At 69.4% G+C, this 15,666-nt stretch carries 14 protein-coding genes and 1 pseudogene; 1 reads left to right on the top strand and 14 read right to left on the bottom strand.

The window, feature by feature from the left end; all coding sequences use genetic code 11:
* Nucleotides 1-38: 38 nt before the first annotated feature.
* The gene (locus FJ309_06165) at nucleotides 39-749 is read right to left on the bottom strand and encodes a hypothetical protein (GenBank protein ID MBM3954185.1); all 711 of its coding nucleotides are present in this window, start codon (nucleotides 747-749) and stop codon (nucleotides 39-41) included.
* A gap of 207 nt (nucleotides 750-956) precedes the next feature.
* Nucleotides 957-1,901 carry a malate dehydrogenase gene (gene mdh / locus FJ309_06160; GenBank protein ID MBM3954184.1) on the bottom strand — a complete coding sequence of 315 codons (945 nt, stop codon included), beginning with the start codon at nucleotides 1,899-1,901 and terminating at the stop codon, nucleotides 957-959.
* Nucleotides 1,902-2,650: 749 nt separating this feature from the next.
* Here mdh and FJ309_06155 point away from each other — a divergent pair.
* Nucleotides 2,651-2,860: pseudogene (locus tag FJ309_06155) on the top strand (hypothetical protein).
* 546 nt (nucleotides 2,861-3,406) lie between these two features.
* Here FJ309_06155 and FJ309_06150 read toward each other — a convergent pair.
* From FJ309_06150 to FJ309_06095, 12 genes are all read right to left on the bottom strand, one after another.
* Nucleotides 3,407-4,471 (bottom strand): hypothetical protein, encoded by a 1,065-nt coding sequence (locus FJ309_06150; protein ID MBM3954183.1) that lies wholly within the window; start codon nucleotides 4,469-4,471, stop codon nucleotides 3,407-3,409.
* Nucleotides 4,468-4,797, bottom strand: coding sequence for a hypothetical protein (locus FJ309_06145; protein ID MBM3954182.1), 330 nt, complete (start codon nucleotides 4,795-4,797; stop codon nucleotides 4,468-4,470). Before FJ309_06145 ends, FJ309_06150 begins: the two co-directional genes overlap by 4 nt.
* Before the next feature lie 7 nt (nucleotides 4,798-4,804).
* Nucleotides 4,805-5,290 carry a DUF420 domain-containing protein gene (locus FJ309_06140; protein ID MBM3954181.1) on the bottom strand — a complete coding sequence of 162 codons (486 nt, stop codon included), beginning with the start codon at nucleotides 5,288-5,290 and terminating at the stop codon, nucleotides 4,805-4,807.
* A gap of 47 nt (nucleotides 5,291-5,337) precedes the next feature.
* A complete protein-coding gene (locus FJ309_06135; protein ID MBM3954180.1) occupies nucleotides 5,338-6,012 on the bottom strand; it encodes an SCO family protein in 675 nt (224 codons plus the stop codon).
* A gap of 5 nt (nucleotides 6,013-6,017) precedes the next feature.
* Nucleotides 6,018-6,695 carry a hypothetical protein gene (locus FJ309_06130; protein MBM3954179.1) on the bottom strand — a complete coding sequence of 226 codons (678 nt, stop codon included), beginning with the start codon at nucleotides 6,693-6,695 and terminating at the stop codon, nucleotides 6,018-6,020.
* Nucleotides 6,625-7,596 carry a heme-copper oxidase subunit III gene (locus FJ309_06125; protein ID MBM3954178.1) on the bottom strand — a complete coding sequence of 324 codons (972 nt, stop codon included), beginning with the start codon at nucleotides 7,594-7,596 and terminating at the stop codon, nucleotides 6,625-6,627. Before FJ309_06125 ends, FJ309_06130 begins: the two co-directional genes overlap by 71 nt.
* Nucleotides 7,597-7,643: 47 nt before the next feature.
* Entirely contained in the window at nucleotides 7,644-9,140 is a 1,497-nt protein-coding gene (locus tag FJ309_06120) for a protoheme IX farnesyltransferase (protein ID MBM3954177.1), read from the bottom strand.
* Entirely contained in the window at nucleotides 8,660-9,817 is a 1,158-nt protein-coding gene (locus FJ309_06115) for a cytochrome oxidase assembly protein (protein ID MBM3954176.1), read from the bottom strand. The genes FJ309_06120 and FJ309_06115 overlap by 481 nt, the downstream gene beginning before the upstream one ends.
* Nucleotides 9,783-11,624, bottom strand: a complete 1,842-nt coding sequence (locus FJ309_06110; GenBank protein ID MBM3954175.1) for a cytochrome c oxidase subunit I — start codon at nucleotides 11,622-11,624, stop codon at nucleotides 9,783-9,785. Before FJ309_06110 ends, FJ309_06115 begins: the two co-directional genes overlap by 35 nt.
* A gap of 115 nt (nucleotides 11,625-11,739) precedes the next feature.
* Complete coding sequence (gene coxB, locus FJ309_06105) at nucleotides 11,740-12,522, bottom strand: cytochrome c oxidase subunit II (protein MBM3954174.1); 783 nt, start codon at nucleotides 12,520-12,522, stop codon at nucleotides 11,740-11,742.
* Between the two features lie 97 nt (nucleotides 12,523-12,619).
* The gene (locus FJ309_06100) at nucleotides 12,620-14,206 is read right to left on the bottom strand and encodes a c-type cytochrome (protein MBM3954173.1); all 1,587 of its coding nucleotides are present in this window, start codon (nucleotides 14,204-14,206) and stop codon (nucleotides 12,620-12,622) included.
* A 659-nt stretch (nucleotides 14,207-14,865) separates the two neighbouring features.
* Nucleotides 14,866-15,636, bottom strand: coding sequence for a hypothetical protein (locus FJ309_06095; GenBank protein ID MBM3954172.1), 771 nt, complete (start codon nucleotides 15,634-15,636; stop codon nucleotides 14,866-14,868).
* Nucleotides 15,637-15,666: the final 30 nt, after the last annotated feature.

The raw sequence follows: 15,666 nt of genomic DNA, 5'->3' as shown, positions 1-15,666 counted from the left end.
CAGCGCTCCGCGGAGAAAGGGGGCAGGACCGGCGCCGCTCAAGCGGGGCAATCGGCGCCGACGTCGGCCGTGGGACCGCAGATCCCCTCCATCAGCCAGCGATTGACGTCGCGGAGGATCGCCGGAGCGAGATCATTGGGCTTCTCGTAGATCCTCATCGAGAGCTGGGCGCCGGCGGCGTGGAAGAGGCGCAGCGTGGTGCCGGTGGTGGCGACCAGGCGGGCCTCGGCGTCACGCCGGCAGCAGAGCAGGAACGGAAGGCGGCGGACCGCCGCGAGCCGTGCGAACAGCGCCTCGGCGTGGGGAAACGCACCCCCCAGCGACACCATTCCGGCGAAGCGTTCGGCATGCCGGCAGGCGATCCGGAAGGCGTCGGTGCCCCCCGCGCCGCGACCGACGAGAAACACGCGATCGGGATGGACGTTACCCCGCGCGACCGCCTCATGGATCGCGTCGAACACCGCCTCTTCGACGGCGTAGACATCGTCGCCGGCCGCGAAGGCCGGCTCGACAGCGAGGTAATTCCGCGTGCTGAGTCGCTGCATCGCCCGGCCGAGGTCGAACCGCCGCGCACCCGGGAGCCAGACGACCAGCGGGTAGGCGTAGCCGGGCTCGTAGCCCTGGGGAAGGAACAGGCGCGGGGCCTGCCGCGCCGTCGCGCGTGACAAGCCGCGCCGGAAGCGCCGCCGCGACGTGCCGCTTCCGGCAGTCGATTCGTCCCGCCCACCCCCGACTGGGTTCGCCGACATGGCCGTGGCCTCCGCCCTCCGGAGAGGTCCCTCCCCGTGGAGGTCCTCGCCGGTTCATGGCCGGAGGTTTCTAGCCGAACCGGTCACCGTGCCACAACGCCAGCGCTGCGGTGCCGAAACGGCTCTGGGCAGGTGGGGCAAACCGGGGAAAAGGCGGAGAATCGACCGGGCGGCCCTCCGGCCGCCCGCGCTCCGGTCGGAGGGGGATCAGGCCGTAAGCCGATCCATCGCCGCCACGAGGTCGCGGACCGCCGCCACGCTCTTGTCGAGTGCCGCCTTCTCGGCAGGCTGGAGCGACAGCTCGACGATCTTTTCGACGCCGCCGCTGCCGAGGATCACGGGCACACCGACGAAATACCCGCCGACGCCGTACTCACGGTCGCAGTAGGCGGCGCAGGGCACGAGCCGCTTCTTGTCGCGGACCACGGCCTCGACCATCTGCGCGGTCGCCGCCGCGGGGGCGTAGTAGGCACTGCCGGTCTTGAGCAAGCCGACGATCTCGGCACCGCCGTTGCGCGTCCGGGTGACGATCGATTCGAGCCGGTCGGCCGGGATCAGCTGCGTGACCGGGATCCCACCCACGCTGGTGCAACTCGGGATCGGCACCATCGTGTCGCCATGGCCGCCGAGGAGCATCGCCGCGATGTCCTCGACGCTCACCCCCAGCTCCATCGCCAGGAACGCCCGGTACCGGGCGGTGTCGAGGATGCCGGCCTGGCCGATCACGCGCTGGGCGGGGAACCCGGTCACCTGGAACGTCCGCTGGACCATCGCGTCGAGGGGATTGCTGACCACGATCACGACCGCGGCCGGGCTCGTCTCGCGGATCTTCGCGGCGACGTCGCCGACGATCTTGGCGTTGGTCGAGAGGAGATCGTCGCGGCTCATCCCCGGCTTGCGGGCGATTCCCGCAGTGACGACGACGACGTCGCTGCCCGCCGTCTCCGCCCAGTCGGTGGTGCCGGTGATCCGCGCGTCGAACCCCATGATTGGCGCCGCCTGGAACAGGTCGAGCGCCTTGCCGGCCGGCATCCCTTCGGTGAGCGGGATGTCGAGGAGTACGATGTCGCCGAACTCGGCGGCGGCGCACCAATGGGCGGTGGTCGCACCGACATTGCCGGCGCCGATGATGGAGATCTTGGCTCGTCGCATCGCGATGGATTCCTCACGGGAGTAACGGCAGGGCCGGCACCGGCGCCGCCGGGAAGAGTTGTGGCCGCGAGGGCGGGCGATGGCAAGCCCCGGTCAGGAACCGGCCTCGGTCTCCGGCAGGCGGACGCGGTCGGGGAGGATCCGCCGGGGGCCGGTGCGGCTGCCGTGACGCTGGCTCCACAGCCACCAGCCCACGACGGCCAGCAGCGGCAGCACGAGCAGTAGCGGGAGCAGCGTCGCGCGCCGCTCCGGCGCCGCGCCCGGCGCGCCGGCAGCCACCGGTCGCCATGCCACGCCGCGCGCGACCAGTAGCGGGACCTCGAGCCGGCGACTCACCCCCGCCGCCTTGCCGGTCACCGGCAGCGGATAGGCGTAGCGTTTGAACGCGAATCCCGTGACGGTGACCGGTTCATTGACCGTCTGCCCCGTCGGCATCCCCGGTGGCAGTTCGCGGACGCAGCACACCACCGGGTAGGTATCGTGGAGTTCGCCATGGACTTGGAGGAGCGGCGTGTCGACGAACACGTACAGCTCCCAGTAGTGGTCGAGTCCCGCCTGGCGGCGCCGGAGCGGATCGTCGACCTCGATCCGCGTCACCCGACGGCAGACACCGGACAGGGTGACGACGTCGCCGCGCTGCCGCGCGAACCACTTCCGTGCCGGGTCGATGAGGTCGGTGATCGGCGGCGTGACGGGCGTGGCGGGGAGCGCCGCCCGGACCGTCGCGCCGAGCAGGGTGTAGAAGGCATCCCCTTCGGCGGCGGTCAGCCCCTGGCCGTCGACCACGCTGTCGAACAGGCCGTAGTCCATTCCCGCAGCGCCGAGCGGGGTGGGGGGATGCCAGGCGACGCGGCGCGCGGCGAGCACGAGATCGGCAGCCGCGCCGGGACGCTCGCCCGTGGCAGCGGCGGCCGACGGTGGTCCGGTGCTGGCAGCGAGAGGCAGACCGGCGACCGTGACCGGCTCGTCGATCGGCATCCCGCGCGGCCAGCCACGCGGCGCGCCGGCGGTGAGGACGTCGATGACCCGACCGGCGGGGTCGCGGACGCGCACCACGACGGCGTCGGGCACGCCCGACGGGAGCGCGTCGGCCGCGGTCGCGACCGAGGCAACGGAGGCCACCAGGAGGGCGCGGCCACCGACCCGGAGCAGGACATCCTCGACGAGGGATGCCGGATCGGCACCGTCGGGTGCGATGGGCGCGGCGGCAGATTCCCACTCGGCGGCCCGTTCGGCGGGCGCCAGGAGGAGCCGGGCGAGCACGCGCTCCGCGAGGTGCTGCTTCGCGTCGTCCCAGGCGAGGGGCTCCTCGAGGAGCGAGCGCTCGGGGCGGTCGAGGCCGAACGCGGCGAGGTATCCCGGCAACGTCGAAGTCGCGGGGACGCCGACATCCACCGCGGTGTCGGGGTCGGCCCCGCGGGCCCGAGGGATACCCGAGGCGACCACGACCGTCGCGGCCACCACGAACGCCAGCGTTCTTTGCGGCACGCGATCGGCGCGAGTGATCACGGTTTCCTCCCGCCATCGTCGAGTTCGCCAGGCTCCAGACCGTCGTCTCCCGCGAAGCGGAGCGGGCGGCGATCGGGGACATCGATCCCGTCCCATGCCGGTGTCGCGTCCCGGGGCCGTGCACGGGGAGCGCCCGCCGAAAGGTGGAGGCCCACCCAGGTGACGAGCATCAGGCCGGTGATCGCGCCGATTCCCCAGCCGCCCCAGCGATGCCCCCCCGGCTCGGCCGGGCGGCGCGGCGACCAGCGCGGCGACCGGGAGAGGACCAGGGGGGCGGTCCGGACGGCATCGGTCGCCTGGTACGCCCAGCGTTTGAAGAAATAGCCGCTGACGTCGACCGTCTCGGTGGTATTCAGCCCTCGGGGCATGTCGGCAGGAACGTCGAGGAAGTATACGACGATCGGTGTCGGCGGACCGCCGTCGGGCTCGATCCATCCCTGCCAGCGCGGCTGGGGTCCGTCGCGCGCCGGGTTCGGTTCGACCGCCACGAGGCGGCGGAGGATACCGCGGAACCCGACGAGTTGGCCGCGCAGCGCCCGCGACTGTCCGTGGAGATCCGCATACGACACCGGCCGGACGAGGCCGCGGTCCGGGGGCCAGGCCGGGAACGCCGCCAGCGACGCACAGAGGTCCGACCAGGCCGGTTCGTCGTCGGAGCGGAACAACGTGTCGTCACGGACGCGGCCGAGGGCCGCGGCGGAAGCCCCGCGCGGGTGACGGTCGGTCGGTGGGGACGTGCCGGCGCCCCCGTCGCCCCCGGGCACGGCCTCCTCCGCGGCGATTCGCACCGCATCGCCGACGGCCGGTTCGGCCGGGAGCCGTGCAAGCACGGTGTCCACCTGCGCCGGTGGAGGATTTGGCTGCGGCTGCAACCAGGTCTTCTCGATCCAGCCGCAGACCAGCAACAGCACCAGTGCCGGAGGTCCGACGCGCCACAGGAGACGATGGCGCTCCGCTCCGGCGAGATAGTTCCGCGGCCTCCCCGCCCGGCCCCGTTCCCTGCCCTGCCCTCCCTCGCCGCCGGGGTCGTGTGTGCCACCGGCGGGCGACGCGGCGCTCACGGCAGCCCGTCGCGGGGGTGGTCGGGACGGCGGATGTCGGGGACTGGCCCCCCTCCCGACTCGGCCTGGTGCCGGGCCCTGCGCAGTTCGCGCCACAGGTAGAGCCCGAACGAACTGGCGAGCGTGAACGGCATCCCGAGCATCAGCAGGATGCTGTAAAAGTAGCCCCGCGCCAGGTTGGCGGCGGTGTCGTCTCCCTCGGCGAGAGAATCCTTGCAGGTCGGACAACCGAGGGCTTCGGCCGCCGACAGGACCGCGAGGGCCACGCATGCCGGCAGCAGCCCACGGAGGATCCGCCGCGCGACGGGGTTGAGGAGGGTGTTCATGGCTGAATTATATCCCCGACGCCACGGCCGGAGAGGCGGCTGCGGCGGGGTCGGGCCCGGGAAACAACTGGTAGAGCATGAGGTAGATGACGACTCCGGTGACCGACACGTAGAGCCACACCGGCAGCGTGATCCGGCCGAGGCGGCGGTGGGCCTGCCACCGGCCGCGCCAGGCGAGCAGGACCATCGCCACGGCCAGCAGCGGCACGAACGCCGCCAACACGACGTGGGTCGCGAGGATCGTCAGGTACACCGTCCTCACGACGCCGGTGCCCTGGAACGGAACGTGGCCGACGAGGGCGTGGTAGGTGAGGTAACTCACCAGGAACACCGTCGACACCGCGAAGGCGGCGACCATCAGGTTGCGATGGACCCGCCACTGTCCGCGGGCGATCGCCATCCACCCCGTCACCAGCAGGACCGTTGCCAGACCGTTGAGCAGGGCGTTGAGCGCTGCCAGCGGATGGACGGCGAGCAGCGCCGCGACCGGCACGCCCCCCCCCGGAAGCCAACCGACGGCGGCGCTGATTGCGGCTCCGCTCACGGCGCGGCCCCCCCGGACGCTGCCGGGGCCGCCGCGGGGGAGTCGGCGGGTTCGGCGAGCACCTCACGGACCAGCTTGACGAGCAGTTCCACGCGATCGGGCTGGAGCAGGTGGTAGCTGCCCCGGAGCCGGCCGGCACGATCGAACACGACACCCCGCTCCGAATGCACGCCGACCTCGGCGGGAAGCCGGAACGTCTTGTTGGCGACCGTGCGGATGGTGTCCATGTCGCCGGTGAGGAACTTCCAGCGGGCCGGGTCGGCACCGAACCGGTCGGCGTAGCGGCGGAGCACGTCGGGTGTGTCGTTGTCGGGGTCGCACGTCAGGCTGACGGCGACGAGGTCAGGGTCGGCGACTTCGCGAAGGATGTCGGCGATCGCCTGGTTCTCACGGAAGCAGGGGCCGGGACAGTTGGCGAAGAACACGCTCGCCACCCACACGCGGCCGCGCAGGCCGGCCGAATCGAACGCCATCCCGGTCTGGTCCGTGAGCGTGAACGGCGCCGCCGGTTCACCCGGCTCGACGGTCGCCGGGGCCGGCGTGACGGTCACGGCGACGCGGGGGGGAGGCGGGTCCTTCCGCCCGCATCCGGCAGTCACCCCGCAGACCGTCAGCCAGCCCGCGAGCAGGGCAGACGACCCGACCCCACACGGCGCGGCCTCGCAGTTCATCGGTGTCAATGGGCTTCCCCACCCCTCTCCGCGTTCCCGGCCTCCGCGGCTCGCTCCATCAGGCGCACGTCCGACTGCCGCGGCATGTACAGCGCCCGTTCCTGCGCCACCATCCGCGTCCGCATGCCGACGTCGGGCACGAGCATCAATGCGAGGAACACCGCCATCATGGCCGCGGGGATGGTGAGGACGTACTTCCAGTTCGCCTCCCAGAGGACGTGCATGAAGAACAGCACGACGAGCATCGCCTTCGTGCACGACACCGCCATCATGAACGCCCAGCCGACCTGCGGCTGATCGCGCCACGGCCAGGCCGACGAATAGGTGAAGAACGACATCGTCGTCAGGACGCACAACGCGAGGAACACCATCAGGTAGGTGCCGAGGCCGCCGTGGGCATGCTCGCCACCATGGTCCCCACCATGACCGGCAGCGTGCGCCGCCGGTGCCGCCGCGGCGTGGGCGTGGGGCACGGTCCCGTGGACCTCGGTCGTCTCTCCGGGCCGCGTCACCGGTGCGTGGGTGGCGGGCGGCTGTGTGGAATGGGAGTGATCGGACATGCTCGGCCTCGTGACGGTGTGTGGGCGGGCGGCGACGGCTGCCGGACGGCGGTCAGAACAGGTACAGCAGCGGGAACAGGAAGATCCAAACCAGGTCGACGAAGTGCCAGTACAGTCCGGCATTCTCGATCATCCCGGCGCGGGCGTGGTCGAGCCGGTAGCCGAGGAGGATCGCGAACACGAGCAGACCGACCCCCACGTGGATGGCGTGGAATCCGGTGAGCAGGAAATAGGTGCTCGCCCACATATTGCCCCCGGGGATGACCGCCGGCAGGCGAAGCCAGGGAAACGCGTCGTTGAGGCCGGAGGAGTGGCCATGACTGCCGGCGCTGGGCAGCGGCATCACCTGGTCGGCGATCACCGCCAGGTCGAACGGCTGCTGGTCGGGGTTGGTGACCAGCTTGCGGATTTGCTGGAGCCGGCCGCGGGCGGCAACGTGCTCGGCCGTGAGTTCGTCGGCGGGCGTGTCGTCGAGTTCCTTGAGCTTGTCGATGATCGCCGGCTCGCCGAGCCGGGCACGAACGGCGGAACCGTAGTACAGGTCGGGTTTCTCGAAAACGCGGCTCCGCGGCGACCAGGGATAGATCCCGTGCGAGAACTTCGCCGAGTACTCGTAGGCCTTCACCCCGAGGAACAACGTCCCCAGCAGCAGCGTCAGCAGCATCCACAGCTTCGCTTGCGGTGCCTTGTCGGCCCGCGCCGCCTCGAGCGCCAGGACGATCGTGACGCTCGAGCAGATCAGGACAAACGTGTTGAACGCCCCGATCGGCTCGCTGAGGTGGACATGGTGCGGCAGCGGCCAGACCGGCGACCCGAAGCGCAGCACGACGTAGCTGCCGAGCAGCGCCGCGAAGAACATGATCTCGGTCGACAAGAACAGCCACATGATCAGCTTCCCGCGCGACAGCGGCAGGCCGGGCTGATACTGGAGCGTGACGTGGCCATGGTGGCCATGGCCATCTTCATGGCCGTGGGCGTGATCGTGGCCGTCGCCGTGCGGCAGGCTGAGGGCAGGGGCGGACATGTCGGTTTCCAGGCGGAAAGGCGGTGGGTGGATCGGGATGGCGACGATCAGGCGCGCGGCGGGCCACAGCCCACCGTCGCCAGAAGCAGGCCGAGGAGGACGACGATCGAGACGAGGAGCAACCGGCGGGCCGATCGATCGTCACGGGCGAAAGCGAAACGAGCCGCGGCAGCGACGTAGGTGCCCGACAGTGCCGCAGCGAGGCAGAACAGCGGCCAGCGCCCCGAGGGCACGGCGAGCAACAGGCTGGCCGGCACCATCACCAGTGCCGTGGCCACGGCCTGGGCCCCGGCGCGGATGCCGGTGGAATCGACGACGGTGAGCATCTTCAGACCGGCAGCGGCGTACTCCCTGCGGTACAGCCAGGCGATCGCCATGAAGTGGGGGAACTGCCACAGATAGAGAACCGCGCCGAGGGCCGCGACCGCGACCGCACCGGCATGATCCCCGGCCGCGAGCCGCGCCGGTCCGTCGGCCCCGAGCCAGCCGATCGCCACGGGTAGCGCGCCCGGCACCGCCCCCACCGCCGTGTTGAGCGGCGACAAACGCTTGAGCGGCGTGTAGACGACGACGTACAGCAGCCAGGTGAGAGCGGCGGCCAGTGCGGCACCGATCCCCCCGCCGGCCACCACGAGCACCAGCCCCGCGCCGCCGAGGCCCGCGGCGATCCACCATCCATGGACGGGGTCGATCCTCCCGGCGCTCACCGGTCGGTTCGCCGTTCTGGGCATCAGTCTGTCGGTGCGCCGCTCGAGCACCTGGTTGGCGATGCTCGAACTGGCCGCGACCAGCGCGGTGCCCACCAGCAGCGCGACCCGCTCACGGAGGTCGACGGCACGGCCGGCGGTCAGCCAGGCGGCCGCGGTCACCGTGGCGAGGACCATGACCGTGATCCGCGGCCGCAACAACCGGCCGATGTCGGCGGCGACGAGCGAACCAGCCCCCGCCTCGGACAGTTCCAGGGGGAGCGCCGGGAACGCCGACGACACGCCGGGACCGACCGGCGCCACGTGGTCGGTAGCAAGCGCGGCAGCGCGGGGCACGACGACTCGGGCGACGGGTGTCATGCCGGGGCCTCCCCCCACGATCGGCCAGTGGCGGCACCCGCCCCGGTCCAGACGAGCGACATCACGACCGCCGCTCCGAGGATCAGCATCCCGAGCACGGCGTGACCGGTGGTCACCAGGGCGGCGCGGACGCTGCGGGCCACCAGCGGACCCGACCAGGTGTCGGGGAGCCAGCCCCCCGGGACACCGTAATTCACCAGCCACGCGCCACATCCGAGGAGCACTTGGCCGACGACCAAGCCGACGATCACCCGCGACCACTGCCGGGCGGCCAACGGCTCGTGAGGCTGCCACGCCAGCCACGCCAGCGTCGCCAGCACTGTCACCGCGGCTGCCCCGAGGAGATGGAGCGTGACCAGCCAGCGGAAGTCGAGCGGTGTCGCACTGGCCTCCATGTGGCGAAGCTGGGCCCCGGCGACGAGTTGCAGGTAGGCCGCGACGACCAGGGCGGGAGGGACGAACCCCGCCGTGGCCCATGACGGCAGCGCGACCGGCGGCAGCGACCGGCCGCGGCCGGATCCGAGGGCGGTTTCGGCACGCCCGCCACCCCCCGGGCTCGACGCCACGGCTGGCCGCCGACGATCACGCCACACCAGCGTGGCGATCGCCGTCGCCACCGCGAAGAACAGCGGCCCGGTGCAGGCGTGCACCTTGGCGATCGTCTTGTCGTCGAGCAGCACCCGCATCCCACCGAGGACCCCCTGTGCGATCACCAGCAGCACTGCCGCCGCCACCAGACCGCGGAGCACCGTCGGCGAGCGCCGCACGAACACGAGCCCGGCCAGCACGAGGGTGATCACGCCCACGGTGGCGCCGAGCAGACGATGCCCGTGCTCGAGAAACAGATCCCAAGGCCCACCGAGCCACTCGGCAAGGGGAAACAGGAACATGTTGTGGCCGTACGTCGCCGGCCAGTCGGGGACCGCCATCGCCGCGTCATAGGTCGTGACCAGCGCCCCGAAGCACAGCAGCAGCGCCGTGGTGCCCACCAGCAGGCAGGCGACCACGAAGGTCAACAGGCTACGCGGCGCGGCGGGTGCAAGGGTGGTCATCGGATCTCGGCGGGCAACGCTCCGGGCCGCTCGCGGACGGTTCGCCAACGGGCCGGAGCGGATGCGGTCAGTGGGCGGTGGCCAACGCTGCGGCCCGGGCATCGGGGGGATCGGTCTGCATCAGGTGATCCTTCTCGCAGCCCGGGACGGAGTACTCGTAGGGGCCGCGGTGGACGATCGGCTGGAAGTCGAAGTTGCCGTGGCCCGGAGGGCTCGGTGCCGTCCACTCCAGGGTGTTGGCATTCCACGGATTCCGGCCGGCGACCGGCCCGTAGAACATGCTCCACACGAAATTCACCGCGAAGATGATCTGCGTCGCCACCATGCCGATCGCGCACCACGTCATGAAAGCGTTGAGCGGTTGGAGATGGTGGAAGGTCTCGTAGTGGTAGGCATCCGCGAGCCGGCGGGGGAAGCCGACGGCACCGAGGATGTGCATCGTGAAGAACGTGCCGTTGAGAAACACGAAGGTCAGGAAGAAGTGGACTTTGCCCCAGAACTCGTTCATCAACCGACCGAACATCTTCGGGAACCAGTAGTAAATCCCCGCCCAGACACCCATCGCGGTGCCCGCGAACAACACGTAGTGGAAGTGGGCGACGATGAAATAGGTGTCGTGGATGAAGATGTCGACAGGCGTGGCCGCCATGAAGATCCCCGACAGGCCGCCGATGATGAACATCGACACGAATGACACCGCGAACAGCATCGCGGTCGTGAACTGGATCTTGCCGCCCCACAGCGTGCCGAGCCAGTTGAACGTCTTCACGGCGCTGGGCAGCGCGATCATCATCGTCGACACCATGAAAGTGATGCCGAGCGCCGGATTCATCCCGGAGACGAACATGTGGTGGCCCCAGACGATGAACCCGAGCCCGGCGATGCCGGCGATCGAGTAGACCATCGGCCGGTAGCCGAACAGCGGCTTGCGGGCGAACACCGTGAGGATGTCGCTCACCATGCCCATCGCCGGCAGGATCATGATGTAGACCGCCGGGTGGCTGTAGAACCAGAACAAGTGCTGCCAGAGGATCGGGTGGCCGCCCCCGGTGCTCGTCAGCAGGTTGTTGACGACGTTGCCCTCGGGATTGAAGAACCCGGTCCCGAGCATCCGGTCGGACAGCTGCATGAACCCGGCCGCGGTCAGCACCGGCAGGGCGAAGGCCTGGAGGACGGCGGTGATGAACATTGCCCAGATCGTCATCGGCAGGCGGAACATCGTCATCCCCGGGGCACGCATGAGGATGATCGTCGTCATGTAATTGACGCTGCCGAGCATGCTCGACACGCCGACGAACGTCAGCCCGAGGAGCCACAGCGTCTGCCCCATGCCGCTCCCGGGACTGGCGGCGACGTTGGTCGAGAGCGGCGGATAGCTCGTCCACCCACCCGACGCCGCGCCCCCCTCGACGAAGAAACTGGCGCCGAAGCAGAGGAACGCCGGCCACATGAACCAGTACGACAGCATGTTGAGCGTCGGAAACGCCATGTCGTCGGCACCGATCATCAGCGGGATGAGGAAGTTGCCGAACGCACCCGCGAGGATCGGGATGATCACGAGGAAGATCATCACCGTGGCGTGCATCGTGAACAGCATGGTGTAGAACTCCGGCGCCATCTGCCCGCCCTCCTGGGCGAACAGCTTGCCGAGCACCGGAACCTGCGACCACGGCCAGGCGATCTGCCAGCGGACCGCCAGCGCGAGCAAGCCGCCGATCAGGAACCACAGCAGCGTCGAGAACAGGAATTGCAGGCCGATGACCTTGTGGTCCTTCGAGAACACGTAGGTCGAGAGGAACTCGGCCACCTGCCGAGAGGACCGGGGCGCCCGGCCACCGACCACGACGGCGTGGCCATGGTCCGTCGGGCTGACGGTGGTGCCGGTGCTCGGGGACTGGACGGTGCTCATGGGAGGGTCTCCGGAACGGTCGCGACGTGATCGGGAACGGTGGAACGATGAACTGCGGAGGACGACATGACTGATGGCGGCGGGGAAGCCAGGGGCCCTCGGCCGCCGGCGGCGATCACTGGCCGGCCACCTCGGCGACTGGCTCGGGCTGTGTGGCTTCCTGACGGGCCTCGATCTCCTCGAGCCAGCGCTCGTAATCCTCGCGGGTGTCGACGGTGATCCGCCCCTTCATCTTGTAGTGGCCCCAACCGCACAGTTCGGCACAGACGATGTCATACTGCCCGACCTCGGTGGCCTTGAACCACACCGGCGTCTTCATTCCCGGGACCGCGTCCTGCTTGATGCGGAGGTTGGGGAGGAAGAAGCTGTGGAGCACGTCCATGCTCTTGAGCTGTACGAGCACCTCCTCGTCGACCGGCACGTGCAGGTCGTTGACGAGGAACAAGTCGTCGGGCGTGCCCAGTTCGCCGTCGCGCCCCGGGTAACGGAGACGCCACTCGAACTGCCGCGCCACGACCTCGACGGTGGGGGGGATCCGTGGCCGCCGCATCTTGACGTCGGCCCAGGTGTTCATCTGGTAGATCGAGAGGAACAGCAGCGTCGCCGCCGGGATGATCGTCCACACGACCTCGAGCGTATGGCTGCCATGGATGAACGCCGCCACCGGGTTGGGGCGGGCGGCGTCGTACTTCCACAGGAACCAGAACAGCAGCACCTCGGTGACGACGAACACGACGCCGGTGAGGACGAGGATGAAGTAGAACAGCGAGTCGATCGACCGCCCGTGGACGGAGACGTCTTTCGGCAGCCAGATGTCGTACAGCGGGCCGACGACGAACGTCGCCACGCCGAGCACCGGCACGGCGAGGAACAGCAGGCTCCAAAAAATACCGGCCAAACGATTGCCCACGGTCGTCGCTCCTGGTTCCCGCCTTGGTCACCACCGCCGACCGGCGCTCCGGGGCGACGGCATCCACCAGACCCCACCCCCGCCGTCACATCCGGTCGCGCTGCACCGACGTGGTCGACCGGTCCGCACCCAACTCACCATCGAAGCCGTAGGGCAACGAGCGCACGTAATTGACGATGTGCCAGATGTCCTCCGGCGGAACCGTCCCCTTCGCGGCCGGCATCGGCGCGCCGTTGATCCCGGCGTGGATCCGGTAGTACAGATCGAGCGGCCGCCTCCCGCCCCGGTAGATCCCCTGGCGCAGGTTCCGCGGCGGGATCGTGCGCGGCTGCAGTGCGTCGCCGTCGAGAACGCCGTGGAAGCGGTTCACCCAGGCGATGTTGGCACGGTGTTCGGCGCGTTGTTCCTCCGTCATGCCGGAGGTCTTGGCCTCGCGGGCCCGCTCGGCGGTGCCGTCGATCTCCTTGGTGATCTCGACGATGTTCTTGTTCCAATCGTCGTAGTCGTTGGCCTGGCCATCGCCGAGGCCGGTGACGCCGTGGCATTTCACGCAGTTGGCCTTGTCGCCGTAGAACAGCTCCTTGCCCTTGGCGATCGATGCGGCCATGTCGATGTCGGCCGGCATCTCGGGAACCGGAATCCGCGCCTCATCCGCCGCCCGCCACTTGTCGGCGACCGGCGTGAGCATCTCGTCGACGAGGAATTCCCGCGTCTGCTGCAGCTCCCCCTTGGCTTCGTCATCGAGCTCGAAGAACGCCCGGGCGAGAGCCAATTCGGTTTCGCCGCGGATCGACAGGTACTTGACGTACTCGACAAGCGCGTCGACCTGAGTCTCGCTGAGCAGGGCGAACGACGGCATCGAGGTCCCCGGCACGCCGTTGTGAAGGAGGCGCACCAGATCGTCGCGGGTCGGCTTGTCGGCCCGTTCGGTGCTCTTGAACTTGAACACTCCGGGGCGGTAGTCGCGCGGATAGGGATTGAGAAACGCCGCCGTGGGTCCAAGACCGTCGCCGGTGATCCCGTGGCAGTGGGCACAGTGCTCGCGGTACAAGCCGTTTTTGCGGCCGACGATGTCGCTGCGGACCGGACCTGCGGCGAGCGTGAGTTTGGCCTGGTCGAGCCCCGTCTCGGGGAGGGCCACCGGCTCGTCGGGCGTGCCGAACAGCGCCAGCATGACCGTCGCGACCTGGCGCTCCTGCTGGGGGGTCAGCCGCTGCTTCGTCGACTCGACGAGATTCGCCCGGAACGAAGCGGCCGGGGCGCCGCCGCACCCCGTCGTGGCGATCGCCACGGTGACGACGACACCGACCGCGAGCCACGACAAGCCGATCGCGGGCGGACGCGACACCGCCGGGGCCGTGCCCGAGAGCGAGCCGGCGGCGATGCCACGGGAGGCGACGGACGAAGGATGCGTTGAAGGGATCATGGGAGGAGATTCGTCAGGTTCCGATGGCTGATGCGGGAACGTCGAGCGTGCCGAGATCCTTGACTTCGTTTTCCTCGAGCTTGATCTGGAAGCGCCCCTTGGGGGTCCACTTGAGATCGGGCTTGTCGAGCCCCAGCGCGCCGTTGGCACCGGTCGACCGCTCGTGCCACACCTGGAACTCGAGCAACTCCCCGGCCGGCAGGTCGGGAATCGTGAACGAACCGTCGGCTGCCGAGACGGCGACATAGCCGTCCTTGCGGAACACCATGTACGCCTTCATCCACGGGTGGACGTTGCAGGTCACCATCGTCGGCAGCCCCGTTTCCGCCTTCGGCACGTAGGCGGTGCTGCCGCCGGCGGGGATCAACTGGTTGAAGTCCGACCCGGCGACGTTGGTGTTGTGGCCGATCGGATCGCTGTTCTTGACGTCGACCGGCTGACCGACACGGGCCGCAACCACCGGGGCCAGGAACTCGCAGTTTTTCTGATCGAAGACGACCGGCGTCGAAGACGGCGTCGCCTCCTTCACCCGGCTCGCCTTTCGCACGAACAGGACGACGTTCGCCAGCCCCTTGCCGGACGGATCGACGAGAAGCGACCGATCGAGCAACTTGACGCCGTCCTTGGAGCACACTTCGGTGTCTTTGTCGGCCACGAGCGCCCGGGGCGTTCCCGGATCACCGGCGAAGACGAACCGCCCTTTCAGCGTCGCCCAGCCGGTTCCGACCGGGGCCGCGTCAGCGGCTGCCGCGGCGGGCGACGCCGAGGCCAACCGCGAGCGCAGCTCGGCGGCAAGGCCGGCATCGGCCGATGGGGCGGCGACCCGATCGGAGCCGCAACCGCTCGCCAGCGGCACGAGCACGGCCGCGCACCACGACGCGATGCAGCCGCCGGTCGAGCGGCGATCACTTCTTGAACAGGCTCGCATCGAGCGTGATGTCTCCCATGGCGTTTTCACCGGCCTTGACGGTGACCTTCTTCCGGCCCTTCGCTGTCTTATCCGACTTGCCACCGACCTTGATCTCGCCGATGTAGCCGGCCTTCTCGTGCCACAGCTGCAGCTCAACCTCACCGGCCGGCAGGCCCTTGATCTCGAACGAGCCGTCCGGCTTGGAGACGGCGGCATAGGGATTCGGCCGGACCACGAGCCAGGCCTTCATCCACGGGTGGATGTTGCAGGTCACTTGGGCGGGGATCGCCTCCTCGGCGTTGAAAGTGACCTTCGAATCGCCACCGGCCGGAATCAGGCTGTTGGAGGGGCTGTTCTTGATCGTCGCGACGTTGCTGTTGTGGCCGATGGTGTCGGAGTTCTTCAGGACCAGCGGCTGACCCGTCTGGACGACGGCCACGTGCGGCTCGAACCGGCAGTCCTTGTTGTCGAGCGTGACCGGGGTGTTCTTCGTGGCCGCGAGGTCAGGATGGATCTTGATGTCTTTGTCGCGGACGAAGACGACCACGTTCGCGACGCCGCCATCGGCACCGACGACGAGCTCTTCGTTGAGGAGCTTGTGCTTGCCGCATACCTCGACATCCTTGTCGGCCTTGATGTCGGAGGCGGTCGGCTTGGCACCGCCGAACACGAACCGGCCGCTGATCGTGCCCCAGTCGTCGGCGCGGACGGAACCGACTCCGGTGAACAGGACCAGGGCGAGACTGGTGACGAGTCGACGGTTCATGGCGAATCTCCGGAAGTGCGGATCGCGATT

This window comes from Planctomycetota bacterium, assembly GCA_016872555.1.
GTDB lineage: Bacteria > Planctomycetota > Planctomycetia > Pirellulales > UBA1268 > F1-20-MAGs016.
The sequence above is the reverse complement of the archived record's forward strand: the minus strand, read 5'-3'. Positions and strand labels throughout refer to the sequence as shown.

Coding starts and splice junctions, on each gene's coding strand:
- FJ309_06165 (MBM3954185.1), bottom strand. CDS start 749: ATGTCGGCGAACCCAGTCGGGGGTGGGCGGGACGAATCGACTGCCGGA.
- mdh (MBM3954184.1), bottom strand. CDS start 1,901: ATGCGACGAGCCAAGATCTCCATCATCGGCGCCGGCAATGTCGGTGCG.
- FJ309_06145 (MBM3954182.1), bottom strand. CDS start 4,797: ATGAACACCCTCCTCAACCCCGTCGCGCGGCGGATCCTCCGTGGGCTG.
- FJ309_06135 (MBM3954180.1), bottom strand. CDS start 6,012: ATGAACTGCGAGGCCGCGCCGTGTGGGGTCGGGTCGTCTGCCCTGCTC.
- FJ309_06130 (MBM3954179.1), bottom strand. CDS start 6,695: ATGCCGGACTGTACTGGCACTTCGTCGACCTGGTTTGGATCTTCCTGT.
- FJ309_06125 (MBM3954178.1), bottom strand. CDS start 7,596: ATGTCCGCCCCTGCCCTCAGCCTGCCGCACGGCGACGGCCACGATCAC.
- FJ309_06120 (MBM3954177.1), bottom strand. CDS start 9,140: ATGGGCCACGGCGGGGTTCGTCCCTCCCGCCCTGGTCGTCGCGGCCTA.
- FJ309_06115 (MBM3954176.1), bottom strand. CDS start 9,817: ATGCCCGGGCCGCAGCGTTGGCCACCGCCCACTGACCGCATCCGCTCC.
- FJ309_06110 (MBM3954175.1), bottom strand. CDS start 11,624: ATGAGCACCGTCCAGTCCCCGAGCACCGGCACCACCGTCAGCCCGACG.
- FJ309_06100 (MBM3954173.1), bottom strand. CDS start 14,206: ATGTCGCCGTCTCGGCAGCCGACGGTTCGTTCACGATTCCCGACCTGC.
- FJ309_06095 (MBM3954172.1), bottom strand. CDS start 15,636: ATGAACCGTCGACTCGTCACCAGTCTCGCCCTGGTCCTGTTCACCGGA.